20 protein-coding genes are annotated in these 23,304 nt (G+C 68.7%); 13 read left to right on the top strand and 7 right to left on the bottom strand.

Going from position 1 to position 23,304, the window contains the following annotated elements; genetic code table 11:
* Window positions 1-41: 41 nt before the first annotated feature.
* Window positions 42-2,063 (top strand): NACHT domain-containing protein, encoded by a 2,022-nt coding sequence (locus IEZ00_RS36470; protein WP_229795436.1) that lies wholly within the window; start codon window positions 42-44, stop codon window positions 2,061-2,063.
* Here IEZ00_RS36470 and IEZ00_RS11610 read toward each other — a convergent pair.
* Genes IEZ00_RS11610 through recQ form a run of 3 tightly spaced genes read right to left on the bottom strand, consistent with a single transcriptional unit; the run spans window position 2,032 to window position 5,219 of the window.
* Window positions 2,032-2,526: a DUF2269 family protein gene (locus tag IEZ00_RS11610; RefSeq protein ID WP_189223183.1), complete on the bottom strand. Its 495-nt coding sequence runs from the start codon at window positions 2,524-2,526 to the stop codon at window positions 2,032-2,034. The genes IEZ00_RS36470 and IEZ00_RS11610 overlap by 32 nt on opposite strands.
* A gap of 60 nt (window positions 2,527-2,586) precedes the next feature.
* The gene (locus IEZ00_RS11605) at window positions 2,587-3,408 is read right to left on the bottom strand and encodes a pentapeptide repeat-containing protein (protein WP_189223182.1); all 822 of its coding nucleotides are present in this window, start codon (window positions 3,406-3,408) and stop codon (window positions 2,587-2,589) included.
* On the bottom strand, window positions 3,405-5,219 hold the full coding sequence (gene recQ, locus IEZ00_RS11600) for a DNA helicase RecQ (RefSeq protein ID WP_189223181.1): 1,815 nt from the start codon (window positions 5,217-5,219) through the stop codon (window positions 3,405-3,407). The genes IEZ00_RS11605 and recQ overlap by 4 nt, the downstream gene beginning before the upstream one ends.
* 564 nt (window positions 5,220-5,783) lie before the next feature.
* Here recQ and IEZ00_RS11595 point away from each other — a divergent pair.
* From IEZ00_RS11595 to IEZ00_RS11560, 8 genes are all read left to right on the top strand, one after another.
* On the top strand, window positions 5,784-7,289 hold the full coding sequence (locus IEZ00_RS11595) for an ATP-binding protein (RefSeq protein ID WP_229795434.1): 1,506 nt from the start codon (window positions 5,784-5,786) through the stop codon (window positions 7,287-7,289).
* A complete protein-coding gene (locus IEZ00_RS37725; protein WP_189223179.1) occupies window positions 7,286-8,287 on the top strand; it encodes a PD-(D/E)XK motif protein in 1,002 nt (333 codons plus the stop codon). Before IEZ00_RS11595 ends, IEZ00_RS37725 begins: the two co-directional genes overlap by 4 nt.
* Complete coding sequence (locus IEZ00_RS11585) at window positions 8,284-11,145, top strand: Z1 domain-containing protein (protein WP_189223178.1); 2,862 nt, start codon at window positions 8,284-8,286, stop codon at window positions 11,143-11,145. Before IEZ00_RS37725 ends, IEZ00_RS11585 begins: the two co-directional genes overlap by 4 nt.
* Before the next feature lie 113 nt (window positions 11,146-11,258).
* Window positions 11,259-12,539, top strand: coding sequence for a DNA cytosine methyltransferase (locus IEZ00_RS11580; protein ID WP_268248688.1), 1,281 nt, complete (start codon window positions 11,259-11,261; stop codon window positions 12,537-12,539).
* Entirely contained in the window at window positions 12,536-13,279 is a 744-nt protein-coding gene (locus IEZ00_RS37990) for a very short patch repair endonuclease (RefSeq protein ID WP_306344669.1), read from the top strand. The genes IEZ00_RS11580 and IEZ00_RS37990 overlap by 4 nt, the downstream gene beginning before the upstream one ends.
* A 13-nt stretch (window positions 13,280-13,292) precedes the next feature.
* Window positions 13,293-13,898 carry a hypothetical protein gene (locus IEZ00_RS11570; RefSeq protein ID WP_189223176.1) on the top strand — a complete coding sequence of 202 codons (606 nt, stop codon included), beginning with the start codon at window positions 13,293-13,295 and terminating at the stop codon, window positions 13,896-13,898.
* 279 nt (window positions 13,899-14,177) lie between these two features.
* Window positions 14,178-15,278 (top strand): NAD(P)/FAD-dependent oxidoreductase, encoded by a 1,101-nt coding sequence (locus tag IEZ00_RS11565; protein ID WP_189223175.1) that lies wholly within the window; start codon window positions 14,178-14,180, stop codon window positions 15,276-15,278.
* Window positions 15,279-15,412: 134 nt separating this feature from the next.
* Window positions 15,413-15,844 carry a hypothetical protein gene (locus IEZ00_RS11560; RefSeq protein WP_189223174.1) on the top strand — a complete coding sequence of 144 codons (432 nt, stop codon included), beginning with the start codon at window positions 15,413-15,415 and terminating at the stop codon, window positions 15,842-15,844.
* On the opposite strand, the gene IEZ00_RS11555 is transcribed toward IEZ00_RS11560, so the two are convergent.
* A complete protein-coding gene (locus tag IEZ00_RS11555; protein WP_189223173.1) occupies window positions 15,845-16,627 on the bottom strand; it encodes an SDR family NAD(P)-dependent oxidoreductase in 783 nt (260 codons plus the stop codon).
* Window positions 16,628-16,713: 86 nt separating this feature from the next.
* Between IEZ00_RS11555 and IEZ00_RS11550 the strand changes: the two genes are divergently transcribed.
* Together IEZ00_RS11550 and IEZ00_RS11545 are read left to right on the top strand one after the other, a co-directional pair.
* Window positions 16,714-17,565: a helix-turn-helix transcriptional regulator gene (locus IEZ00_RS11550; RefSeq protein WP_189223172.1), complete on the top strand. Its 852-nt coding sequence runs from the start codon at window positions 16,714-16,716 to the stop codon at window positions 17,563-17,565.
* Between the two features lie 94 nt (window positions 17,566-17,659).
* Window positions 17,660-18,499 carry a methyltransferase gene (locus IEZ00_RS11545; protein WP_189223171.1) on the top strand — a complete coding sequence of 280 codons (840 nt, stop codon included), beginning with the start codon at window positions 17,660-17,662 and terminating at the stop codon, window positions 18,497-18,499.
* A 23-nt stretch (window positions 18,500-18,522) separates the two neighbouring features.
* Here IEZ00_RS11545 and IEZ00_RS11540 read toward each other — a convergent pair whose 3' ends face one another.
* Genes IEZ00_RS11540 through IEZ00_RS11530 form a run of 3 tightly spaced genes read right to left on the bottom strand, consistent with a single transcriptional unit; the run spans window position 18,523 to window position 21,529 of the window.
* Window positions 18,523-19,425, bottom strand: coding sequence for a serine hydrolase (locus tag IEZ00_RS11540; protein ID WP_189223170.1), 903 nt, complete (start codon window positions 19,423-19,425; stop codon window positions 18,523-18,525).
* On the bottom strand, window positions 19,416-20,312 hold the full coding sequence (locus IEZ00_RS11535; RefSeq protein WP_189223169.1) for a LysR family transcriptional regulator: 897 nt from the start codon (window positions 20,310-20,312) through the stop codon (window positions 19,416-19,418). The genes IEZ00_RS11540 and IEZ00_RS11535 overlap by 10 nt, the downstream gene beginning before the upstream one ends.
* 56 nt (window positions 20,313-20,368) lie before the next feature.
* On the bottom strand, window positions 20,369-21,529 hold the full coding sequence (locus IEZ00_RS11530; RefSeq protein WP_189223168.1) for an MFS transporter: 1,161 nt from the start codon (window positions 21,527-21,529) through the stop codon (window positions 20,369-20,371).
* 64 nt (window positions 21,530-21,593) lie between these two features.
* Between IEZ00_RS11530 and IEZ00_RS11525 the strand changes: the two genes are divergently transcribed.
* Window positions 21,594-22,190, top strand: a complete 597-nt coding sequence (locus IEZ00_RS11525) for a TetR/AcrR family transcriptional regulator (RefSeq protein ID WP_189223167.1) — start codon at window positions 21,594-21,596, stop codon at window positions 22,188-22,190.
* A 194-nt stretch (window positions 22,191-22,384) separates the two neighbouring features.
* Window positions 22,385-23,299 carry a class A beta-lactamase gene (gene bla / locus IEZ00_RS11520; RefSeq protein WP_189223166.1) on the top strand — a complete coding sequence of 305 codons (915 nt, stop codon included), beginning with the start codon at window positions 22,385-22,387 and terminating at the stop codon, window positions 23,297-23,299.
* Window positions 23,300-23,304: the final 5 nt, after the last annotated feature.

The following is a 23,304-nucleotide window of genomic DNA, read 5'->3' as shown; positions in this document are numbered from 1 at the left end:
CGATCGGCACTACCGTCGTCCGCGACCCGTGGAGGCGGCGCATGGACTCCGGACGGCTCGCCCGCAACGCCCGCATGGTCGCCCTGGCGGGCGTGGGCGGCGTGGTGTGCCTGGTCCTGCTGCCGATCGCGGTCAACATCGCGACCGGCGGGTCGGCCCCGAAGGTGCTCGGCCGCTACACCGCCTGGGTGTGGCCCGCGCTGATCGGGTGCTGCGCGGTCGGCGCGGCGCTGGCCGCCTGGGAGCCGTTGCGCGCGCGGCTGGTGCAGCACCTGCCTGCCCACCCGGCCAACCGGGTGGTCGCGCTGGACCGGGTCGAGCGGTTCGTGCGGGCGCGGGTCGCCGGGTCGCTGGCCGCCCAGGTGCGGCTCAAGCTGGGTGTCGCGCCGAGGGTCGGCCCACCGCTGCCCACCGACCCGCGGGTGCCGCTGGTGGTGGCGGGCGAGCCGGGTTCGGGCAAGACCACGCTGCTGCTGGAGCTGGCGGAGGCGCTGCTGGCCGCCGCGCGCGGCGACCCGGACCGCCCGCTGCCGGTGGTGGTCGACCTCGGCGCGTGGCGGCGCGAGGCGGACTTCGACCAGTGGCTGCTGCGGGAACTGGCCGCGCGCTACCGGATCGGCCCGCGACTGGGCCGGGCGTGGCTGCGGGAGCGGCGCTTGGCGCTGCTGCTCGACGGGCTGGACGAGGTGGCCGAGGCCGATCGCGTCGAGTGCCTGCGCCGGATCACCGCGCTGGAGCCGCCGCAGGTGGTGCTCTGCTGCGGCACCGACGACTGCGAACGCCTCCCCCGCTACGACGTGGTGCGCGTGCGACCGCTGCGCCGCGCCGAGGTCCTCGCGCTGATCAGCGCGTGCGGGCCGCGCCTGGACGGGTTGCGGGAGGAGCTGACCAAGAACCCCGAGCTGTGGCAGGAGGTGCGCACGCCGCTGGCGTTCGACCTGCTGGCGCTGGCCTACCGGGCCGGGCGGGCCGAGTACCGGGGCGTGCTGGACACCTACGTGGTGGAGTCGGTGGCACGCCAGCCGCGCGCGGAGCGGCTGCTGCGCGCACTGCGCTTCCTGGCCCGGATCGCGGCCTCCCCCGCCCGCCGGGACCTGGCCGCCCACCCCCGGCTGCCCCGGCGCGAGGTGTGGCTGGGGTTCGTGGCCCAGGAGGCGGTCTGGCGGCTGTTCCGCCGGGCCGCGCCGGGCGCGCTGGCCGGTGCGGCGGCGGCGTTGTGCTTCGTGGTGGGCCAGCGGGTGGGACTGGTGACAGCGGGCGTGGCGGTGCTGTGCACCGCCCTGCTGCACCGGGGCCGGTTCGCCGCGCCCGCGCGGGAACGGGCTCGCGGCGCGCGTTGGGCCGTCGTGGGGTTCCTCGGCGGCGCGGCGACCACCGCCGGACTGTCCACCGTGGGCGGTTGGCTGGGCGCGAACCTGGGCCGTTGGCCCGCCTACCTGTCGTTCGCGGTCGTCGTGCTGGTCGCGTTCCTGTTGGGGCTGGGCGGTTTCCGCGACGGCTACTGGGCCACCGCCTGCGCTGTGCTCCCCACCGCGGTCATGGTCCTGACGGGTCCGTCCGCCGAGTTGCTGGTGGCGCTGGGCACCGGGTTGTCCGCGGGTGCGGCCACCGGCGTGTTCCTCGGCGGGCTGACCGCGCTGTGGTCCGGGCTGCCCGGCGGGGCGCAGGCGGGTGGCGGCCTCCGCTGGCTCCCGGTCGCGGGCTTGGCGGGCGCCGGGCTCGCCGCGGTGCTGGGCGCTCCCGTCGGGCCGCAGGCCCTGGCCCCGGTCACCGGCCTGCTCATCGGGCTGGCGGTGATCCCGCCTGCCGCCGCCAGGCCGCTCGACGCGGTCACCGAGGCGCTGGCCCGCCCGCTCGCGCTGGACGAGTTCCCGCTGCGACGCCGGGCGGTCCTGCGGGACGCGCGCGACCGCGTGCTGCTGGTCGAGGTCGACGGCGAGCACCGCTTCCCGCACCCGCTGGTGCGCGACCACCTGGCCGGCCGCGACCCGGCCGAACTGGGCGCGGAGGTCGCGCGCCGCCGCGCCGGGATCAGGCCCAGCGGGTCCGCCCCCAGGGCTTGAACACCGACAGCGCCGTGTTGGCCACGTAGAACGCCAGCGACACGGAGCAGGCCGCCACCACGCTCACGCCGGTGTCGCCGACATCGGCGAGCACGCCGTCCCCGGTCGCCACCACGGCATCGCGCGCGGTGTGCAGGGTGGGGCGCAGGGAGAACAACGTCGCCACCACGGCGACGCTGGTCAGCAGCAGCTTGGCCAGCACCCAGCGGTAGCGCACCAGCCCCCACTGCGTGCCGACCGAGAGCAGCAGGCCGCTCACCAGCGCCGCCAGGGCGGCGGGCAGGACCACCGCGTCGCCCAGCAGCGCCATCACCCGGTACGCCGCGTGCTGGTCGCCGGGGGCGTCGGTGGCCAGCGCGGCGATCGCGAGCACGAGGTTGCCCACTGTCACCCCGAGCCAGCCGACGGAGGACACCACGTGCAGCAGCAGCACGGACTTCCGAACCCCAGGGGTCAGTTTCATGCACGCCATCGTCGTGCGCGCGAGCACGTCCGCGCGTCCGCTCCGGAGCGGCGAAGCCGCCTACGCCTCAGGACGTAGCCCGGAAGACGCGGCCCAGTGCGCGGGGTGCGCGAGCGAGCCGGGCAGCTTGGTGCCCCGGTCCCCCTTGGCCGCGTCCAGCTGCGCCTGGGTCAGGAACAGAGCGCCGCTCAGGTCGGCTCCGCGCAGGTCGGCCCCGCGCAGGTCGGCGCCGGTGAGATCGGCCTGCCGCAGGTCGGCCCGCCGCAGGTCGGCGCCCATGAGCAGCGCGCCGCGCAGGCTCGCGCCCCGCAGGTCCGCGCCCTTGAAGCTCCTGCCGATCAGGTCCGCGCCGCGGCGGTCGAGCTTCTTGCGCACCGACGACCGCGCGAAGTCGCTGGCGCGCAACAACAAAGCGTTCACCGCGCGCCGGTGCTCGCCGACGTCCAAGCCCGCCAGCGCTTCCGGGCTCCGCCCCGCCAGCAGCTCGGTCTCGTCACGCGCGCGGACCAGCTCGTCGCGCAGCGCACCCCCTGGCACCAGCGCCACCGCTTCGGTGAGGTACCACAGCAGCTCGTGCAGGTTGCGCACCACGGGGAAGACCTCGAACATCCGCCGCGCGACGCCCGGTTCCCGCCAGTCCACGCCGCCGAAGGTCTCCCGCGACACCCGCTGCCCCGCGCCGAAGCAGTCGTAGACCGTGCAGCCGACGAACCCCTTCTGCCGCAACCGGTCGTGGATGCCGCAGCGGAAGTCCTGCCCCAGGTTGGGGCACGGCGTGCCTGCGGGCTTGTCCAGCGCGAAGTCCGACGAGCGCGAGAAGGCGGGCACCACGCAGCACAACCCGAAGCAGCTCGCGCAGTCCGCGCGCAGTTCACGGCTCATGCGCTCAGCGCGTCCAGGATCTGCTGGCCGTACTTGGCCAGCTTGTTCTCGCCCACGCCGCTCACCCCGCCCAGTTCCGACAACGACGCGGGCCTGGTGGTGGCGATCTGCCGCAGCGTCGCGTCGTGGAAGATCACGTAGGCGGGCACGCCCTGCTCCTTGGCCGTCACCGCGCGCCACTCGCGCAGCCGCTCGAACACCGGCGCGGCCTCGGCGGGCAGCTCGGCCGAGGGCGTCGGCTTCTTGGCCCTGGCGGCGCGCGCGGCCTTCTCCGGCTCCCGCCGCATGAGCACCTCGCGCCCCTGGAACAGCACTTCCTCGCTGCCGGGGGTGAGCACCAGCGTCGAGTACTCGCCCTCCACCGCCAGCAGGCCCTGCGCCAGCAGCTGGCGGACCACCGCGCGCCAGCCGCTCTCGTTGAGCTCGGTGCCGATGCCGAACACCGACAGCTGGTCGTGGTCGTGCTGGATGACCTTGGCCGTCCTGCGGCCCAGCAGGATGTCGATGATCTGGCCCGCGCCGAACTTCTGCCGCCGCTCCTTGCGCAGCCGGACCACGGTGGAGAGCACCTTCTGCGCGGGGATGGTGGCGTCCCAGGTCTGCGGCGGCGTCAGGCAGGTGTCGCAGTTGCCGCACGGCTGCCCGCTCTGCCCGAAGTAGTCGAGCAGCCGCACCCGGCGGCACTCCACCGTCTCGCACAGCGCCAGCATCGCGTCCAGGTGCGCCGCGAGCTTGCGCCGGTGCGCCTGGTCGCCCTGCGACTCCTCGATCATCTTGCGCTGCTGCACCACGTCCTGCAGGCCGTAGGCCAGCCACGCGGTGGACGGCAACCCGTCGCGGCCCGCCCGGCCGGTCTCCTGGTAGTAGCCCTCGACGGACTTGGGCAGGTCCAGGTGCGCCACGAACCGCACGTCCGGCTTGTCGATGCCCATGCCGAACGCGATGGTGGCCACCATCACCAGCCCGTCCTCGCGCAGGAACCGCGCCTGGTTGCGCGCGCGGGTGCCCGCGTCCAGGCCCGCGTGGTAGGGCAGCGCCGGAATGCCGTTCTCCACCAGGAACTCCGCGATCTTCTCGGTGGAGTTGCGGGACAGGCAGTAGACGATGCCCGCGTCGCCCGCGTGCTCGGTGCGCAGCAGCTCCAGCAGCTGCCGCTTGGGGTCGTTCTTCGGCACGACGCGGTACTGGATGTTGGGCCGGTCGAAGCTGGCCACGAAGTGCCTGGCGTCTTCTAGCCGGAGCCGCTGCGCGATCTCGGCGTGGGTGGCCTTGGTCGCCGTGGCGGTCAGCGCGATGCGCGGCACGTCCGGCCACCGCTCGTGCAGGTGCGACAGCGCCAGGTAGTCGGGCCGGAAGTCGTGGCCCCACTGGGACACGCAGTGCGCCTCGTCGATGGCGAACAGCGCGATCCTGCCGCGCTCCAGCAGGCGCAGCGTGGAGTCGACCCGCAGCCGCTCGGGCGCGAGGTAGAGCACGTCCAGCTCGCCCGCCAGGAACTCCGCCTCGACCAGCGACCGCTCGTCCGGGTACTGGGTGGAGTTGAGGAACCCCGCCCGCACGCCCAGCGCGCGCAGCGCGTCGACCTGGTCCTGCATCAGCGCGATCAGCGGCGAGACCACCACGCCCACGCCGTCGCGGACCAGCGAGGGGATCTGGTAGCACAACGACTTGCCGCCACCGGTGGGCATGAGGACCAGCGCGTCCCCGCCGCCGATCACGTGCTCGACGATGTCCCGCTGCTCGCCGCGGAACGAGTCGTACCCGAAGACCCGCCGCAGCACCTCATCGGCGTCGCGATCGCTCGAAGCCATCGCGCGATCCTAACCGACCGCCTCGCGGAAGACGTTGGCGCGGTGCCAGGCGAAGTAGGCCTCCGGCTCACCACGGCCCTTGGCAGCGTAGCGAGCACCGTCCGATGAACGACCTCTGGCCACCCCACCTTCAGTGCCAGCCTCAGACGTTGTCCTACGTCATGAGTCGCTCGGCGTTGAGCATCCCGAGATGCGGTTCAACCGGCCGCACAGCCGACCAGCTTCCACGTCAATAAGTTTACGTTTACACCTGAAGTGCCTACGACCCGCACTCCATTCCATGCCATCACCAAGCTTTATGACTTCAATAAGAAAGGACCCGAACCACCCTCACTGCCACCACATTTACTAGCAATGGCGCATAAACCAGTAAAAATTCCTCCGAAACTCCACCTCGCAACGTGTTACGCAACGTATCGGCTCCACTCCCGCCTGGCACTCCTCCAGTACTGCCTCGTCTTGGTAACGTTCGGTAACGCACGGCCCGCCATCGGGTATATCGGATGCAGCGTGGCTCACATGCCCGGCGAGCCGTCGCGTCCGACAGGAGCAGAGGTGGAACCTGTGACCGAGTGGAGCCCGACCGTACCGACCGAAGGCAGCATCGACCTGCCGCCCGACCCGCGGGCGATGGACGCCATCGGCCGCAACCACTCGTTGTCGACCGCCCTCGCCGACCTGGTGGACAACTCGATCGACGCGGGCGCGACGCAGGTCCTCGTCCGCCTCATCAAGGTCGACGAGCGGTTGACCTCGCTCTACGTTGTCGACAACGGCCGCGGCATGTCTCCGGACGTGATCGACTCAGCGATGACCGTAGGCGGACGGCGCGAGTATGGCGATGGCGACCTCGGCCACTTCGGCCTGGGGCTCAAAGCCGCCTCCTTCAGTCAGGCCAGGAACTTGACCGTGATGTCGCGAGCCGCAGGCCACAAGGCCGTTGGTAGGCGCTGGCGCTTGGAGGCCGACGGTCGTCGCAACTTCGCCTGCGATGTGGTGGCCAGCGAGTTCGCCGAATCCGAATTGAAGCGGGACTGGGGAATCGACTTCAAAGATAGCGGCACCGTCGTTCGCTGGGATGATGTCGTCGCCTTTCCCGCGACCGATGACCCTCGCCGAGTAGATGAATTCATCCACCATACGATCAACAGCGCCTGCCAGCACATCGGCATGGTGTTCCATCGATTCCTCGAGAAGGATCTGCTGAGCGTCGACTTCGACGTCCAGGACATAAGCACTGGATTCACAGGACCACCCATTCCCGTCACCCCTCTAAATCCATTCGGGTATACACGCTCCGGCCGCCCGGATTTTCCTCAAACCTTGACGGCCAAAGAAGAGGGGTTTAAGCTTTCCTTTCGCTGTCACCTATGGCCGGGACAGTCGAGCAACCCTTCGTTCCAACTGACCGGAAATCCGGTCGGCCATCAGGGACTCTACTTCTACAGGCGCGACCGCCTCCTCCAAGCAGGTGGCTGGGAGGGCGTGCACGCACCTAACCCGAAACTTCGACTGGCACGTGTCGAAGTGGATATTGACAATGACGTCGTCGGCCTGTTCCGAATGAACCCCGAAAAATCACGGGTGAGCGTCGGGCCGGAGTTTGCTCGACTCGCGGCCTCTGCCCGGTCTGTCGATGGCCTCAGTCTCAACGCCTATTTCGACATCGCCGAAGCCGTGTACGCCGACTCGAGGAAGCGTTCGTCCAGGAGAACACCGATGGTTCACCCTGCTGCGGGCCTACCCCCTCGCGTCCGCGATACGATCAAGCGTGAAATCCCGCAGAAAGCTGGCGAAGAGCCTATCGACATCCGCTGGGATACGTTCACCGACGACCTACTGTTTCGCATCGACCGCGAACATCGCACGTTGTGGCTCAACAAGCGGTATCGCAAGATGTTGCTCGGCGGCAAGCATGGTGGCTTGAATGACCTCCCCCTGCTGAAGTCACTGCTGTACCTGCTGGTTTCCAATGTATTCGAAGGGAACCATCTCGGCCCCAAGGACAAGGACAACATCGCACTGTGGCAGACGATTCTCACAGCCGCAGTACGAGCGGAGCGTCAATGACCGGATTCTCTCCGATTGACAAGCGCCACGTCTCAAGCGAGAACTTCGGCCGGATACTCGACAGTAGAGTTCCTGTCGTGCTTCCCATAACAGGGACACCGACGACGTTCGTCTTCATCGAACCTCGCCTACCAGAACTAGGCCTGCGGATTGCAACCACAAGTGACGACGAAGCCCCCGATACAGGGCTGCGCAACATCTTCGCCAGAAGCACTTTTCGAGACGGAAAGCGATTCTTCGAGGTCGTGATAACGGCCCCGGAACTATTCCCTGACGGGTACCAGATACTCTGTGCTGTCGCAGATCGAGTCCAACTCGAACACTTGCCGCCTGCCCGTGCCCTGCGTGCGACTCTTGACCGGATGTCCGACTTGCTGCGCGCACCCGAAACGCTCCCACGCGAGCGCGAGGTCGGCCTGTTCGGAGAATTGCTGTTTCTTGGTGGACTGATCAACCAACTTGGTGCTGCTCAGGCGATCGAGGCATGGCGCGGCAATCAGTCAGAAGAACACGACTTCGGACTCCCAGAGTGTGACGTCGAGGTCAAGACGACGATTTCCGAATCGCGGACCCATTGGATCGAGTCGCTGACCCAACTTGTGCCTAAGGTAAATCGACCGCTTTGGCTGGTCTCGCACCAGCTCACCACTGCGGGCGTTGGTGCCGGTTCCAACCTGCCGGACCTCATCGATGCTATCTACGCGGCGGTTGACACGGGAAAGCATCGTGAAGAATTTGAGAATGCGCTCTCACATACTGGTTGGCGAGACGATTATCGGGACCGACTGACGACACGTTGGGCTCGGCGATCAGCAAGTCACGGATACTACGTACACGGAGCCTTCCCGCGCCTTACGCCGGACAACCTGCGAAGTCGAGGTGTCGTCTTAAACCGCATTCACGGTATCCGCTACAAAATTGATCTCGATGGCTTCGAAGATGGATACGAACTGCCGCAGATCATCCGAATCGCCTGCGCCTTTGAAGGATGGACATGATTCCCCCACTCGTCCAGGCATACACCAGTGCGCTGCGCACCATGGAGGACGCCGCTCCCCGAGGTCTCGTCCGGCGCGCCCAAGTCGAAGCGGATGACCTAGACCCCGCCCTCGATGTGTCCGAGGCACGCCTGCGGGACCATCTGGCAACTAGTGGTCCGGATGACAAACTGCGTCTCGACCTACACCTGAATCTAGCAAAGTGGGATAACGCTCCAGTTCATGGCAATCCGTGGACGACTGGCACCGAGCCAAACACGGAAGAGCGCCGAGCACGAGTGATCGAAGCACTCGGACTCAGCTCCGAGACCGCAGGCGAAATCGCCAAGCACTTTCCGTTGGCCAAGGGCGACGGCACGGTAGTAATCGCTGGCCCGTGGGATCCGTGGTATACCGATGAGATCAAGCGGACGCGCAACTTCTACTGGGGTCATTACATCGATTACCTACGCACGCAACGCGGCTGGAACGCTGACGCCGTGTCCAACCTCGACATAGCTACCACCCGCGTCGTGGAACGCTTGATTGCCCCCTCTCGAAAGAAAGCCGGACAAACCAAGGGTCTCGTCGTCGGATATGTACAAAGCGGTAAGACCGCCAACTTCACCGGCGTCATCGCGAAGGCCATTGATTCCGGATACCGACTGATCATAGTGATGACCGGAACCACTAATATTCTGCGCGAGCAGACCCAGCGTCGACTTGATATGGAGCTCGTCGGGCGCGAGAACATCCTCCGGGGCAGCGATGAAAACGATCCGGATGCCGCCCAGTTCATCGACTACCTGGACGACGAGGATTGGACCGCAGACCGCTTCGTCCGACACGGCGCTCGACCGTCGGAGATCGGCCGGCCGGACATTCACCGGATGACGAATCGACGCTTCGACTACCGACGCCTTCAACAAGGCAGATCAGCACTTGAGTTTGAACGGCGAGACCGCACCAAGGAGTTGTGGCACCCTGACAACCTCTTCACCAGCAACGCTCGTCTCATCGTTGTGAAGAAGAACGCCACAGTACTCAACAATCTCATCAAAGACCTGAAGAACACGGCAGACCGACTGGAGAACATTCCAGCGCTGATCATTGACGACGAGTCCGACCAAGCGTCCGTCAATACAACCGACCCGAAGAAGTGGCGCGAAGACGAGAAAAAACGTACTACCATCAATAAGCATCTGTCCACGCTGCTCGGTTTGCTTCCACGGGCACAGTACATCGGTTACACCGCTACTCCATTCGCGAACGTCTTTGTAGACCCTACCGATGCGGAGGATATCTTTCCCAAAGACTACTTGATCTCTCTGGACCGCCCTACCGGTTACATGGGTGCAGACGATTTCCATGACTTGGACTTCGACCCTGACGCCGATCGGAACTTCGGAAACTCAAAGGAGATGGCCCATCTCCGATTGCTCGACGATGACGCGGACGACGAGGACGACTCCGAACTTCAGAAAGCCCTAGATTCATTCGTACTCACTGCCGCAATCAAGCTTTATCGCAGAATTACGAGCAACGACCAGTTCAAGCATCACACCATGTTGGTACACGAGACGATGCGACGAGTCGGACAACGGTCCCGTGCTGAAGCGATCCAGGAACTATGGCGAACTTCGGGATACCTGAGCGGAAACGCTCATGACCGGCTTCAGATGCTTTTCGAGACTGATTTTGCACCGGTTTCGAAGGCGCTTGACCTTGGACACGCGACACCTCCTAGCTTCGATCATCTGGCGCGGTTCATCGGCGAAGCAGTTCGCAAGATAGCTCCTAACGGAAACCCCGTTATAGTCGTGAACAGCGACAGAGACATCGAACAAGAAGACTTGGACTTCGACAAGAGGTCCGTGTGGCGCATCCTCGTCGGCGGAAACAAACTCGCCCGCGGTTTTACCGTCGAAGGACTAACAATCACCTACTATTCCCGGAAGGTTGGACACGCCGAGGCCCTGATGCAGATGGGACGGTGGTTCGGCTTCAGAAAAGGATACCGGGATCTGGTTCGCCTGTTCATCACACCCGATATCCGGGATGCCTTCGAAGCAGCCTGCCGAGATGAGGAGCACTTCCGGAACGAACTGCGCCAGTACGCCACCATGGTGAACGGTCGCCCACTGCTAACTCCGCAAGACATCCCCCCGCTAGTCACTCGACATGGTCTGCGACCGACCGCCGCGAACAAGATGTATAACGCTCGATTGGTGGAACGACGAACCCCCACCAAGGAGCCGAGTTCGGGTTACCCGTTGCTCACCAACCAAGCAGCCCTTGACCGTAACATCGACGCTTGCCTTCCCTTGCTCAAGGCACTGCGTGGCCACACAGTTCCTCTTAGAGGGGGCGGCCGAACGTTTGATGCTCTCCTCGGCGAAGTTTCACATCAGCAACTGGTGTCCGTCCTACGTGAACTGGAGTGGGCTACGCCAGACACGTTCATCGCAGACTTGGCATGGATCGCAAGCTTGCCTGAAAATGTTGTCGACCGCTGGGACATCATGCTTCCGCAGCAGAAGCACGGCAAGCGAGTCAATATACGCGGAATTGGCGAATTCACCGTTCACGGCCGGACTGTCGGCAGGGAAAACAGTATCCGCGGCAACTCCGAAAGTGCACACCGGCAAGCGATTGAGAACATTCCGAACAGAACATCGACGTCAGGGTGCGCAATCCTCTACCCAGTCATGAAAAAGAATGAGCTCGAGGGTGATCTTGCGACGGACGGGTACCCCACTAGACTGGTGATGGCGATCATGCTTCAACTACCCAAGGGCGCAGTCCCGACCGATCAGCGCCCCTTGGTGTACCAGGTTGTCGTTCCTGAAGAACCTCTATACGCGATCGTCAACAGGTGAGCGAACTTCCGCTTCCGCAGGCAGACACCATGTCTGCCTGCGGGGTGGATGTTCCCCCGCAGGGTAGGCTTCCCCGCATGTCGGCTGGAGTGACCCCACCTGGACGCACGTCGGTGGAACTGTTCGCGGGTGGTGGGGGCTTGGCGATGGCTGTTCACCGCTCGGGTTTCCGACCGTTGCTGCTTAACGAAGTCGTTAAGTACGCCTGTGACACCTTGGAAGCCAACGGCGCCGCCCCCCGCGGCGAGGAGGAACGGATCCCCGAGCCAGGCGAACCGATCCCGCTGGTACGTGGTGATGTCCGCGACCTCAAGATGGGCTACTTGGAGGGTGCTGTCGATCTCCTCGCAGGTGGCCCGCCATGCCAGCCGTTCAGCCTGGGGGGCATAGCGAAGGGCGATGAGGACCAGCGGAACATGTTCCCACAGATGTTCCGTGCTATTCGTGAAATAAAGCCGAAGGCTTTCATCTGCGAGAACGTCCGCGGCCTTCTTCGTCCTTCCTTCAAGCCTTATTTTGACTACATCACCCGCGAATTGATGTTCCCGTTCGAGGAACGCGACCCGGAAGCCACTTGGCTTCAACACGATGCCATCCTAAAAAGCAAAGAGGAACGTGGTGACACCGTATCCGCTGAGCGCTACCAGGTTTTCGTATACCCAGTAAATGCCGCCGACTACGGGGTTCCACAGATCCGCAACCGTGTCATTATTATCGGGTTCCGCGGCGATCTCGACATCGATCCGGAAGTCCTAAAGGAGGCCACCAAGCCTACCCATTCCGAAGAAGCGCTCATCCGCTCGATGACATCAGGCGAGTACTGGGAACGGCACAACAATGTCAAACGGAGAGCTAAGGTCCCGCAGCATGTGATACAGCGCGTCATGAGTGGACTGCAGGCTGATTTGCCATTCGATCATGAATCCGCAAGCTTGAAGCCTTGGCGGACTCTGAGGGATGCACTGGCAGGTGATCAGGAAACCGAACCGCTGCCTGATGTTCCGTGGGAACAACTGGATCGGAAGCAGTACGCCAACATGCCGAAGGACCACATTGGCTGGCCTTCCGCACGAATTTACCCAGGACACACACCCAACGTCCTAGATCGTCCTGCCAAGACCGTCAAGGCAGGTGTTCACGGCGTACCGGGCGGCGAGTCCGTGATGTTGACCGACAGCCTCGCAGAAGAAGTCGGAAAATTCCCCGTGTACCGGCATCGGTACATGACGGTTCGCGAGACAGCTCGAGTGATGACCTTCCCTGACAACTGGGAACTGTGCGGTCCTCGCGGAGAGCAGATGCGACAACTCGGCAACGCTGTCCCGGTTTTGCTGGGAGAGGCATTCGCTAAAGCCGTGGCAACGGTCCTCGACGACGCCGAGAAACGATCATGAGCGGTCCTCCAGCGCGAGCTTGGAGATTGAGGTCGAACCGGTCGAAAACGTCGATCGATGCTGAGCAGAACAAGGCCGCAGGTGGTGCACACCGACGTACCGTGGAATTAGGCCCAGGAAAGACCGTCCAGGGAACAGTTACGCTGAAAATCTCAGAGACCACGGGAGTCATTCGTGCGTATCTGAGGTGGCGAGATCAGGGCCGTACAGTTTTGAAGTCACTCGGCCCAGTCGAGCACCGCACTCGATCGGCCAATCTCGCCGAGGGTTGGAAGCGTGCCCATGCACTGGGTCTTGTGCACGATGAAGCGCTCCCCAGCGAGTCATGGGCTTCCTCCCATGAGGTACGCGCGGCGATGAGGGGTAATCGTGGACGAGACACCAGTCCCGAACTCCGACTACGTGCTGAGCTACACGCCCGTGGTTTGCGGTATCGGGTTTCCGTGCGGCCGATACCAGAGTTGCGGCGGACCGCCGATATCGTGTTCCCCAAAGAGCGGTTGGCGATCTTCGTGGACGGCTGCTTCTGGCACGGCTGTCCCGAACACCATCGTCCGGCAAGAAAAAACGCCGGCTTCTGGAGTACGAAAATCGCCGCCAATAAACAACGCGACCTCGAGACCACCCAGGTGCTTGCCGAGCGAGGTTGGATGGTGATCCGCTGCTGGGAGCACGAGACTGCCGACTCCGTCGCCAACCGCGTGGTATCCATGCTGGCCAGTTCTCTATCCCAGGACTGAAGTGAGGTAACTCGTGCCGGAAATCGCGATGCCAAAAGAACTCAGAGAATCTGTGATCCGTGAACTCTACCGACAGGTCGGGTCACTGGACTGGGAGGGAATCTCCAGCCGCGAACGAACAGCCTATTACACCCGTTGGGTGGAGGATGAGGCGATCGGCGGAGTGCTAGCGGACTACTACACAGCGGAGGGTATGCGCGTCTGGATCAAAGATGGCCCGTTGAAGGAGTACGCTCGGGCGCTGGAAAACGTCGGCCCTTACGCTATGTACGCAACGAAGCGTCTTTCACCTCCAAATGAGTTCATCGTTGAAGTACTGGGTGACACATGGAGGATTAGACCAGATTCAATCCGAGAGAAGCCTATGCACTGCATAGCCACGGATGGGCAGCAGGACCGCTACGTGTGCTGGGGGCGTCCCCGTACTTTTCGGGACCTGCTATGGGCGGCCGTGAACTACGCGGTAACCACCCCCTCCAAGCCTCTGATCGTTGTGTACATAACCGACGACACAGTAATCGAAGAACGGCAGAAACTCCAGCACGTGCGAATTGCGAAACACTGCTCACTGGACCTCGCCTACGTACACCGTCGACTTGAACCCTTGCCTCAGGGGTGATCGTCGAGAAAGACGAGGGTTCACTTCGCAAGAGCGTAGAAAACTTGGCACTCAACAGGCGTGTCGCCATTCAGATTTTCGAAGTAACTCCAAGACGAAGTTGCGGCGGCCAATAGGGGCTTCATCGTGCGCCATTCGGTCTGCGCATTGCGGAATCGGAGGCGGCGGGCCGTTGCTCCTCCACTGTGGACGTGCCGCCACGCCGAGCGGCTTTTCCGGACCGGCTGCCACCGATGCGTGCTTGGGTGTCACCCCACCTCCGGCACGAAGGGGAGCAGCATGGTCGAGCACGTGGTCGTCATCGGTGCGGGTGTCTACGGCGCAGCCGTGACCGCCTCGCTGGCGCGGCGGGGAGCCCGCGTCACCGTCGTGGACGCGGGCGCGCCCGCGAGCGGCACGTCGGGTGCGACGTTCTCGTGGATCAACTCCTGCGGCAAGCAGCCGCGCTCGTACCACGACCTCAGCGTCGCGGGCATGGAGGCGCACCGCGCCCTGGCCGCCGAAGTGCCCGGCAGCGACTGGTACCACGAGGGCGGCAACCTGGAGTGGACCGACGAGTCCGGGCTCGGCGAGTTACGCGCCAAGGTCTCCGGGGTGCTGGACTACGGCTACGAGGCGCGCTGGCTCACCCGCGCCGAGGTGCTGCGGCTGGAACCGGACATCGACCCCGCCGAGCTGCCCTCGGACGGGATCGCCTTCTTCCCGCGCGAAGGCTGGGTCGAGCCGACCCGCCTGATCGGCCACCTCCTGTCCCGCGCGGGCGGCCGTGGCGCGTGGTTGGTCCGCGACGACGCGGTGACCGGGCTGGACGTGGCCGCCGGGGCGGTGCGCGCCGTCCACCTCGCCTCGGGACGGCGGCTCCCCGCCGACGCGGTCGTGAACTGCGCGGGTCCGCAGGCCGCTCGGATCGCCGAACTGGCGGGCCTGGACCTGCCGATGCGCAACACCCGAGGCGTGCTCGTCTGCACCTCGCCGGTCGCGGTCTCGCTGGCCAGGGTCGTGCACGCCCCGCACGTCCACCTGCGCCCCGACGGCGGCGGGCGTCTCCTGCTGCACACCGAGGAGCTCGACGGGGCCGCGTCCGAGAACGGCGGGATCGGCGTCGACCACTGGGCGGTGGAGCAGGTGCTGGCGGCGGGCCAGGCGCTCTACCCCGGCCTGCGGGACGTGTCCGCCGAGAGCGTCCGGGTCGGCGAGCGGCCCATCCCCGGTGACGGCCTGCCGGTGCTGGGGCGGGTGGCCGCGCTGCCCAACTTCCACTTCGCCGTCTCGCACAGCGGCGCGACGCTGTGCCTGCACGCCGGTGACCTGGTGGCGGCCGAAGTCCTCGGCGAGGACCGCGGTGACGCCCTGGCCGCGTTCCGCTACGAACGCTTCTGAGCCCTCCGGAAGCGCCCGCCGAAGCGCTGCGCGTTTTCCTCTTGTGCCGGGCCCGGCTCTGCGGCCTGCTGTGCGGGGAGTCCGGCACCCGCCGGACTCCCCGTCGCCGAACCACGTCCGGGAAGGCCCGAACCATGCGCGTCGCGAAACTGGTCATCGCCGCGGTCGCCCTGATCACCGCCGTCGGCGCGGTGCTGGCCGACGTGGTCATCCCGGCCTCGGCGGCCCAGCACGCCTTCAACGACAACTGGCCGCCGCACGCGAGGTTCCACGACGTGCAGTACGTGGCGATGTCGGTGCTGCTGGGCGCGATCGGTCTCGCGCTCGCCCTCGGCAGGGGCGCCACCCGCGCGCGGGTGCTCTGGGCCGCGGCGGTCGTCTCCACGCCCTGGTTGGGCATGTTCGTCGCGGCGCTGTTCCCCGGCACCGCCGTCAACGACCCGGAGTTCGCCGACCGGACGGCGTCCGTGCTCGGCCTGCACGCGCAGCTGTTCCTGGCGCTGGTGCTGGTCGCCCTGCTGGGCGTCGCGTGCGGGCTCGTCCTGCGCGACCGGAGTCCGCGCTGATCAGGCGCCGCTGCCGCCGTCGACCTGGAGGATCGCGCCGGTCACGTAGGAGGCGCGGTCGCTGAGCAGCCAGGCGGCGGCCTCGGCGATCTCGGCGGGCCGGGCCATGCGGCGCAGCGGGATGTGCGGGGTGAGCCGTTCCACCAGGCCGGGCGAGTGGGCGTCCCACTCGCGGATCATCTCGGTGTCCGTGCCGCCGGGGGCGACGGCGTTGACGCGGATGCCCTCGGGGCCGTAGGTGACCGCCGCGGACTCGGTGAGGCTGTTGACCGCGCGCTTCATCGCCCCGTAGGCGGGCAGTTCGGGGTTGGCCCGCAGGCTGCCGACGCTGGAGTTGTTGACGATGGCCCCGGTGCCCGCCGTGGCCCGGATGGCGGCGATCTCGGCGGTCATGGCCAGCCACACGCCCCTGAGGTTGACCTGGTAGACGTAGTCGAAGTCGGCTTCCTGCGCCTGGTCCAGCGGGCCGGGCGGAACAACGGTCGCGCCGTTGTTGAAGGCCACGTCGAGTCGGCCGTACAGCTCGACGGCGCGGTTCACGGCGGCCCGCACGCTCGCGGGGTCGGCCAGGTCGCACAGCACGTAGTCCGCGGTGCCGCCCTCGGCCCTGATCTCCTCGGTCACCGCCTTGAGCTGGTCCTGCGTGCGGGCCGCGAGCAGCACGCGAGCGCCTTCCCCGGCGAACAGCCGCGCCGAGGCGGCGCCGATGCCGCGCCCCGCGCCGGTGATGAGAGCGACCTTGCCCGCGAGCAGGCCCGAAGTGGTGGACGTCGTGTTGTTCATGACGACGAGCCTGCGCCGGTCCACGGGGCTCAGCCAGGTACCGGCGATGCCTGGCTGAGCCGGGCGGGCACGCGGACACTGGGCGCGTGGACAGACGCGAACTGGCCGACTTCCTGCGCAGCAGGCGCGAGCGGATCGCCCCCGCCGACGTGGGGCTGCCCGCCGGACCGCGCCGCCGCACCCCCGGCCTGCGGCGCGAGGAGGTGGCGCAGCTGGCGTTCATCTCCGCCGAGTACTACGCGCGGCTGGAGCAGGCACGCGGCCCGCGCCCGTCGCGCGAGGTGCTGGCCGGGCTGGCCAGGGCGCTGCGCCTGTCCGACGTCGAGCGCGCCCACCTGCACCACCTCGCGGGGGCGCCGCCCGCTCCCGCGCCGGGGCCTTCGCGCGAGGTGCGGCAGAGCATCCTGGACCTGCTGGACCGGCTGCCGCGGGCCGCCGCGTTCGTGACCTCCGCGACGCTGGAGGTCATCGCCTGGAACGACCTGGCGGCGGCGCTGATGGAGGACTTCTCCGCGCTGTCCCGGCGTGACCGCAACCTGGTGCGCCGGGCGTTCCTCGACCCGCGTCCCGGTGGCCGGCGCTTGTACGGGGCGTCGGACCCGGACGAGTTCGCCCGCCACGCGGCCCGGCGGCTGCGCGCCACCGCCGCCCGCTACCCCGACGACCCCGAGGTGGCCGGGCTGGTGGCCGAACTCCTCGCGGGCAGCGAGGAGTTCACCCGGCTGTGGCACTCGCACGACGTGTCCGCCGTGCCGACCCTGCGCAAGACCTTCCAGCACCCGCTGGTCGGCCCGATCACCCTCAACTGCGACGCGCTCGACATCGCCGACCGGGACCAGCAGGTGGTGATCTACACCGCCGTGCCCGGCTCGTCGTCGGAGGAGGCGCTGCGGCTGCTGTCGGTCATCGGCACGCAGCGCGTGGACGTGCCCGGCTGAGCCACCCCGGTGGGCCGCCCCGGTGGACTGCCCACCGGGTGATCCCGCGCCGACGGGCCCTCGGCCGGGCCGCCGCTGTGGTAGAGCTGACCGCGTGCCGTTCCCCCGCGATGTCCAGGCCAAGATCGACGCCAACCGGCGCAACTGGGACGCCCGGACCCCCATCCACGTGGCCAGCCGGTTCTACGGCATCGGCACCCGCGACCCGCTGGGCTGGTTCGCCCCGTTCGAGTGGGCCGACCTGGGTGAGCTGGCCGGTCGGGAGGTCGCGCACCTGCAGTGCCACCTGGGCGTGGAGACGATGGCCTTCGCCATCAAGGGGGCGCGCACCACCGGGCTGGACTTCTCCGCCAACGCCGTCGCCGAGGCGCGCCGCATCGCCGCCGAGGCGGGCTTGCCGGTCGAGTACGTGCACGCCGACGTCCACGACGCCGCGGCGGCGCTGGGCACCGGGCGCTTCGACGTCGTCTACACCGGCAAGGGCGCCCTGTGCTACCTGCCGGACCTGCGCCGCTGGGCCGACGTCGTCCTCGGGCTGCTCAAGCCGGGGGGCTTGCTCTACATCGCGGAGTTCCACCCCCTGCTCACCTCGCTGGGCCCCTCGCCCGCGCCGGGGGACACGCCGGACCTGCTGCTGCGCCACGACTACCTCGAAGGCCGGGGCGCGATCGAGCACGACGGCACCCACACCTACACCGACGGGCCGCCGCTGGCGTCGGACCCGGTGAACTACGAGTGGGCGCACGGCCTCGGGGAGGTGGTGACCTCCCTGGTCGCCGCGGGTTTCCGCGTCGACCGGCTGACCGAGAGCGAGCTGCTGCCCTGGCCGCGCTGGCCGCGGATGGTGCGCACCGACAGCGGTTGGTGGGCGCTGCCCGACGACGAGCCCCGCATCCCGCTGCTGTACGGGTTGAGGGCCATCAAGGAGGGCTGACCCCTGGGCGCGACGCGGTCCGCTCAGCCCATCCGGACCGCGTCGCGCAGCATCCGGGCGACGTGCGCCATCAGCGCCTCCGCGCCGGGCTGCACGGCGGCGGGCACGCGGGACTCGGTGAGCGCGGCGACGGCGAACGCCCGCCCGTCGTCGTGCTCGACCACGCCCACCTCGTGCCGCAGGTTGAGCAGCGTGCCGGTCTTGGACGACCAGCGCGCCGAGTCGGACGCGAAGTCCGGTGCCAGCCGGTGCCGCATGACGTTGTCGCCCATCAGCTCGCGCACCCTGGCGGCCACGGCGGGCCGCACGGTCGTAGGCCGCCACAGGCCGTGCAGCAGGTCCGCGAACGCGCGGGCGGAGCCGGTGTTGGCGCGGCTGACGTCGAGCTGGGGCACCGGGTGGCCGTGGCCCGCCGTCCCGGCGGTGATGGCCAGCGAGTGCGCCAGGTGGACCTCGGCGCGGGGGAACCGCTCGGCCGGGGTGTCCACCAGCTCCGCCATGAGGTGGCGCACGGTGATGCCGTCGTGGCCGAGCCGCCGCAGCTCGGCGGTGACCGCGGCGGGCGGGGTGAGGGCGAACAGGGCGTCGGCCGCGGCGTTGTCGCTCAGCGACGTGCTCAGGTGCAGCAGGTCCTCCAGCGCGATCACGGCGGGGTGGCGGAACTTGCTCAGGCCGACCGGGCCGGGCGTCGTGCCGCGACCGGGTGGCACGCGGACCGGCGTGGCCGGGTCGAGCTCGCCGCGCGCGATCCGCTCCAGGGTGGCGACCGCGAGCGGCACCTTCACCAGCGACGCGACCGGGTACTCGGCGTCGGCGTCGATGCCCAGCTCGTCGCCGGTGTCCAGGTCGCGGACCAGGAACGAGCCGCGCAGGCCCGCCTCGTCGAGCGCCTGCCCGGCTTCGCGCAGCACCCTGCTCACGCCCATCCCGGTTCCCCCTCCGGCACGCCGAGGCAGCGCCCGATCAGCGCGGGCGGCAGCGCCCGGACCCGCCTGCCGTCCTCGCGCGAGCGGGCGGTGACGTCGTAGCCGCGCGCCGCGTCCAGCTCGCCGACGGGCCGCCAGTGCAGGCCCAGCTCCTCGGCCTGGCCGCGCGCGCAGAGCAGCAGGTCGTCCGAGGCCAGCACCTCGGCCACCGCCGCGACCAGCGAACCGGCCACCACGACCTGGGCGGGTTGCAGCCCCACGGCGTGCCCGAGCCGCCGGACGCGGTCCCGCACGTGCGGCACGTCGTCCTCGGCCTGGATCAGCACCCGGCGTCGCCGGGCGGTCCGCTCGGCGCGGCCCGCGCGCAGCGACTCCAGGTAGATCGCGGGCGCGTCGCCGGGGTCGGTGTGGCCCGCCAGGCCCAGCGGCACCCGCCACGCGCCGTCGTCGGGCGGCACGGCGACCACGGCCGCGCGCACCTCCAGCGTGCGGGCGAGTTCGGCGCGCCGCCGCGGCGCGGCCGGGCGCGGGTCGAGGTTCAGGTCATGCGCCCTGGCCCCGGCGACCAGCGCGGCCAGCGGGCGCGGGCCGCAGACCTCCGGCACGGCCAGCCGGAAGGGGCGCAGCCTGGCCTGCGCGGCGTCGTGCTCCAGCGCCTCGGCCAGCTCGACCAGTCGCCGCGCCGAGGGCAGCACCTCCCGGCCGAACGGGGTCAGCGCGACGCTGCGCGAGGACCGGGTGAGCAGCTCGACCCCGAGGTGCTTCTCCAGGGCCGCGACGCGCCTGCTCGCGACGGACTGCGGGATGCGCGCCGCCGCCGCGCCGACGGTGAAGCTGCCGTGCCCGCTCACGGCGACGAATGCCTTGCAGGCCGCGATGACGTCCACCCGCCCAACCTATCCGCGAGGTCGGCGGCGATCCGCCGCTGTCCCGGACGGCGGCGTCACGCCGCCCTCGGGCTCCGCGGCACCAGGACGACCAGACCGCCGAGGGCGCACAGGCCCGCGGCCACGAGCGCCACGGCCACCGCGCTCAGCGTCCCCTGGATGAGCCCGAACCCGGCGGACCCGAGGGCCTGACCGGTGGCCAGTGCGATGAACAGCACCGAGGTGCCCGCTCCGGCGGCGTCGGGACGGACCCGCCGCGCCCAGAGCACGAGCACGCCGGACAGCCCCATGTAGCCCGCGCCGAAGACCGCCATGCAGGCGTAGGCCGCCCAGGCCGCGCCCGAGGCGGTGGACAGCGCCAGCGCGGCGCAGGCCAGGGCCAGCGCGGCGGCGCACACGCACCAGCCGGTCCGCCTGCCCCAGCGCTCGACCAGCACGCCCGTCAGCGTGCCGAGCACCCCTCCCGCCCCCAGCGCGATCCACAGCCAGCCCACCCGGTCGGGGCGCACCGCGCCCGCGCCGGTGACCAGCAGCGGCCCGAACGTCCAGACCAGGGCCGAGCCCGCCCCGGCGAGCACCGCGGCGGCCCCCGGCAGGACCAGCGACCGCCACGCGGACAGCGCGGCCGGGGACGCCGGAGAGGCCAGGTCGGCGCGCGCCCGCACCGGGTACCAGGTGGCCAGCGCGGTGACCGCGCACACCAGCGCCATGCACACCCACGCCGGGCCGACCGAAGCGGCGACCGGGGCGACCAGGCCCGCGCCGATCACGCCCACCGCCGTCCCCGAGTTGACCAGCGACTGCCCGGTGGCGGTCGCGCGGCGGGTCACCACCGCGTCGACGATCGGCACCAGGGCGGGCGAGGCGAACGCGCCGCCCATCCCGCCGACGAAGACCGCGAGCACGAACGCGGCCGGGGCCGAGGCCACCGCCACGCCCAGGCACCCGGCGGTCGCGGTGGCGCCCGCGAGGAGCACGGCGGCGCGGGGGCGCCGGTCGGCGAACCGGGCGGCCACCGCGGCGGCCAGGCAGTAGGAGGTGAACTGCGCGGCCGCGGCCCACCCCAGCACACCGGCCAGGTCCGGGCGCTGCGCGGCCAGCCGGGGCGCGAACAGGCCGACCCCGAAGCGGGCCATCCCGTAGGTGGCGGCGATCAGCGACATCCCCGCCACCGCGGTCCCCAGGCCGGAACCGCTTCGGCGTCGTGCGTCGGTCACCACCACGCTGGCACCCCATTCGGTATAACGATCGTTATGGCGTAACGAGCGTTATGCTAGGAGCGTGGCCACTCCCCCGCACCCCAGGGAGCGCATCCTCGACGCCGCCGAGGCGCTGTTCTTCCAGCGGGGCATCGCCGTCACCGGGGTCGACCAGGTCGCCGCCTCGGCGGGCGTGGCGATCGTGACGCTCTACAAGCACTTCGGCGGCAAGGACAACCTCCTGCGCGAGGTGCTGGCCCGCCGCCTCGACGAGTGGACCCGGCACTGGGACGCCGCCGTCGCCGCGGCCGACTCCCCGGTGCGACGCCTGCTGGCGGTCTTCGACGCCGTGGAGACCTTCCGCGCCGAGGCCGGGCCGACCCAGTGGTGCTGCTTCCTGGCCACGGCCTCCGAGCGCCCCGCCCCGCCGGACGGCCGCGCCGACCCGGTGCTCGACCTGGTCGAGCAGGACACGCGGCTGGTGACCGGGCGCTTGGCCGGGCTGGCGCGGGAAGCCGGGTGCGCCGATCCGGACGCCGTGGCCGCGATGCTGCTGCTGCTCTACAACGGGGTGCTGAGCAGCCTCCTGCGCGGGGTTCCCGCCGATCCCGTCGCCTCGGCCCGCGCCGCCGCGCGCCTGGTCGTCGACTCCGCCGTAGGCACGCGACCCCAGCGTTGAACTCAGGGGTTCCGGGGGTTCGACTCGCGGTTACCGGGTGAGCAACCGCCCCCCGAGGTGCTTCTCCAGTGCCGCGATGACGTCCACCCGACCACGTTGTATGCCGGATCGGCATCGATCCGGCCTCCTCTGTCTTGGACGGCATCCCAGGCCCGCTGCCAGCCTCGTCCCGCACTCGACCACCAGGGGGAACGATGACCACGCCACGACCGACCGACCGCCGCGCCCTGCTCAAGGCGCTCGCGCTGCTGCCGCTGGCGGGGTGCGCCACCACCGCGCGGCCCGCCGACCCCGCCTCCACCCCGACGACCTCCACCACCCCACCGCCCGAGCGGCACGAGCGCCTGTTCGACCTCGAACGGCGGTACGACGTGCGGCTGGGCGTCCACGCCGTCGCGACCGGCTCCGGTGCGACCATCGCCCACCGGGCGGACGAGCGGTTCGCGTTCTGCTCGACGTTCAAGGGCCTCGCCGCGGCGGCCGTCCTGCACCGCAACCCCATGTCGCACCTGGACACCGTGATCACCTACACCGAGGCCGACCTGATGGCCAGCTCCGCCATCACCCGGCGGCACGTGGCCACCGGCATGACCATCCGCGACCTGTGCGACGCCGCGGTCCGCTTCAGCGACGGCACGGCGGGCAACATGCTGCTGCGCGACCTCGGGGGGCCTGCCGAGCTGACGGCGTACCTGCGCGGCCTGGGCGACGAGGTCACCCGGATGGACCGGATCGAGCCCCACATCGTGGAGGCCGCGCCCGGCGACCCGCGCGACACCACCACGCCGCGGGCGATCGGCGCGGACTACCAGCGGATCGTGCTGGGCGACGCCCTGCCCGCCGACAAGCGCGACTTCCTGCGCGACCTGATGGAGCGCGGCGTCGCCGGGGCCAAGCGCGTCCGGGCGGGCGTCCCGCCGGGCTGGCGCGTGGCCAACAAGACCGGCACCGGGAACTACGGCACGCTCAACGACGTCGGCGTCGTGTGGCCCCCGGACTCCGCTCCACTGGTCGTGTCGATCATGTCCAGCAAGGCCACCGCCGACGCGCGCTACGACGAGGCCCTCCTCGCCGAGACCGCCGCCTACGTCGCGGAGACGCTGGTGTGAGGCGC

This window comes from Saccharothrix coeruleofusca, assembly GCF_014648515.1.
In the GTDB taxonomy this organism is placed as follows: domain Bacteria; phylum Actinomycetota; class Actinomycetes; order Mycobacteriales; family Pseudonocardiaceae; genus Actinosynnema; species Actinosynnema coeruleofuscum.
This window is presented reverse-complemented; position numbering and strand designations above follow the sequence as displayed.